The following is a 2,904-nucleotide window of genomic DNA, read 5'->3' as shown; positions in this document are numbered from 1 at the left end:
CCCCGTTACCGTTTTCGTGGCTCTGATCAAGAGCCCTGGTCGCCAGGCCTGGCATGACTTTGTCCCCCAGTCGAACGGATGATCCGGGGGGTGGTGTCACCAGGCCTGGTGGCATCGGTGGACCGCTGATAGGGACTCGGCCGCCCACAGGGTAGGTCTCGTCGTAACGTGGCTGCCGGCCGTCGGTGCCTGACTGGTGACCAGCAACCTCGACGTGAAGGACATGGTCGATGACCAGCACATACGGCGTGTTCCTCGGTCTCGACGTCGGCAAAGGCGAACACCATGCCGTGGGCCTGGACCCGGCCGGGAAACGTCTGCACGACGGGCCGTTGCCCAACAGCGAACCGAAGCTGCGAGCCCTGTTCGACACACTCGCCGCACACGGGCCGCTGCTGGTCATCGTGGATCAACCGGCCACGATCGGCGCTCTGCCGGTCGCGGTTGCCCGCGCCTGCGGGCACCAGGTCGCTTACCTGCCTGGCCTGGCCATGCGCCGCATCGCCGATCTCTATCCGGGAAATGCCAAAACCGACGCCCGCGACGCCTATGTGATCGCTGATGCAGCCCGCACCCTGCCGCACACATTGCGGCAGGTCGACGTCGGTGACGACACGTTGGCCGAACTCGGCGTGCTGATCGGCTTCGATGACGACCTGGCCGCCGAGGCCACCCGGATCAGCAACCGCATCCGAGGCCTGCTCACCGGCATCCATCCCGCCCTCGAACGCACCCTCGGCCCCAAGATCACCCACAGTGCAGTGCTGGAACTCCTGACCCGTTGCGGCGGCCCGATCGGCCTGGCCAACACCAGCCGCCGCAAACTGACCTCGATCGCGACCAAGCACGCACCCCGCATGGGCGAACGCCTCGTCGACGAGCTGCAAGCGGCGCTGGCCGAGCAGACCGTGGTCGTTCCCGGCGCCGCTGCGGCCGACATGGTGCTGCCCAGGCTGGCCGAGAGCCTGAAAACCGTTCTGGAGCAACGCAAAACACTCGCCAGCGAGGTTGAGGGGATCCTTGATGCGCACCCTCTTGCCGAGGTCCTGACCTCCATGCCCGGCATCGGAGTCAGGACCGCCGCCCGCATCCTGCTGGAGATCGGCGATGCTTCGGCTTTCGCCAGCTCGGCGCACCTGGCCGCCTATGCCGGCATCGCACCGGTCACCCACCGATCCGGCAGCAGCATCCGCGGCGAACACCCCGCCCGCACCGGCAACCGCAAGCTCAAACGCGCGTTCTTCCTCGCCGCTTTCGCCTCCCTGGCCGACCCCACCAGCAGGGCCTACTACGACCGCAAACGCGCCGAGGGAAAGAAGCACAACGCGGCCCTGATCTGCCTGGCCCGACGACGCTGCGACGTCCTGTTCGCCATGCTCAAAAACAAGACCCACTACCAGCCAACCCGACCCACGGCGCCCCCAGCAGCCGCTTGACAAAACCATAGGAACACGTTACCGTTTTCGTGGCTCTGATCAAGAGCCCTGGTCGCCAGGCCTGGCATGACTTTGTCCCCCAGTCGAACGGATGATCCGGGGGGTGGTGTCACCAGGCCTGGTGGCATCGGTGGACCGCTGATAGGGACTCGGCCGCCCACAGGGTAGGTCTCGTCGTAACGTGGCTGCCGGCCGTCGGTGCCTGACTGGTGACCAGCAACCTCGACGTGAAGGACATGGTCGATGACCAGCACATACGGCGTGTTCCTCGGTCTCGACGTCGGCAAAGGCGAACACCATGCCGTGGGCCTGGACCCGGCCGGGAAACGTCTGCACGACGGGCCGTTGCCCAACAGCGAACCGAAGCTGCGAGCCCTGTTCGACACACTCGCCGCACACGGGCCGCTGCTGGTCATCGTGGATCAACCGGCCACGATCGGCGCTCTGCCGGTCGCGGTTGCCCGCGCCTGCGGGCACCAGGTCGCTTACCTGCCTGGCCTGGCCATGCGCCGCATCGCCGATCTCTATCCGGGAAATGCCAAAACCGACGCCCGCGACGCCTATGTGATCGCTGATGCAGCCCGCACCCTGCCGCACACATTGCGGCAGGTCGACGTCGGTGACGACACGTTGGCCGAACTCGGCGTGCTGATCGGCTTCGATGACGACCTGGCCGCCGAGGCCACCCGGATCAGCAACCGCATCCGAGGCCTGCTCACCGGCATCCATCCCGCCCTCGAACGCACCCTCGGCCCCAAGATCACCCACAGTGCAGTGCTGGAACTCCTGACCCGTTGCGGCGGCCCGATCGGCCTGGCCAACACCAGCCGCCGCAAACTGACCTCGATCGCGACCAAGCACGCACCCCGCATGGGCGAACGCCTCGTCGACGAGCTGCAAGCGGCGCTGGCCGAGCAGACCGTGGTCGTTCCCGGCGCCGCTGCGGCCGACATGGTGCTGCCCAGGCTGGCCGAGAGCCTGAAAACCGTTCTGGAGCAACGCAAAACACTCGCCAGCGAGGTTGAGGGGATCCTTGATGCGCACCCTCTTGCCGAGGTCCTGACCTCCATGCCCGGCATCGGAGTCAGGACCGCCGCCCGCATCCTGCTGGAGATCGGCGATGCTTCGGCTTTCGCCAGCTCGGCGCACCTGGCCGCCTATGCCGGCATCGCACCGGTCACCCACCGATCCGGCAGCAGCATCCGCGGCGAACACCCCGCCCGCACCGGCAACCGCAAGCTCAAACGCGCGTTCTTCCTCGCCGCTTTCGCCTCCCTGGCCGACCCCACCAGCAGGGCCTACTACGACCGCAAACGCGCCGAGGGAAAGAAGCACAACGCGGCCCTGATCTGCCTGGCCCGACGACGCTGCGACGTCCTGTTCGCCATGCTCAAAAACAAGACCCACTACCAGCCAACCCGACCCACGGCGCCCCCAGCAGCCGCTTGACAAAACCATAGGAACACCC

At 66.8% G+C, this 2,904-nt stretch carries 2 protein-coding genes; both read left to right on the top strand.

Annotated features, from left to right (window positions below; genetic code table 11):
* The first annotated feature begins 230 nt into the window (after positions 1 to 230).
* On the top strand, positions 231 to 1,436 hold the full coding sequence (locus OU415_RS38050; protein ID WP_270954657.1) for an IS110 family RNA-guided transposase: 1,206 nt from the start codon (positions 231 to 233) through the stop codon (positions 1,434 to 1,436).
* A 243-nt stretch (positions 1,437 to 1,679) separates the two neighbouring features.
* Positions 1,680 to 2,885: an IS110 family RNA-guided transposase gene (locus OU415_RS38045; protein ID WP_270954657.1), complete on the top strand. Its 1,206-nt coding sequence runs from the start codon at positions 1,680 to 1,682 to the stop codon at positions 2,883 to 2,885.
* Positions 2,886 to 2,904 lie beyond the last annotated feature (19 nt).

This window comes from Saccharopolyspora oryzae (genome assembly GCF_027853915.1).
Lineage (GTDB): Bacteria > Actinomycetota > Actinomycetes > Mycobacteriales > Pseudonocardiaceae > Saccharopolyspora > Saccharopolyspora oryzae.
Note: the sequence above shows the minus strand (reverse complement) of the source record. Positions and strands in the feature narration are given on the sequence as shown.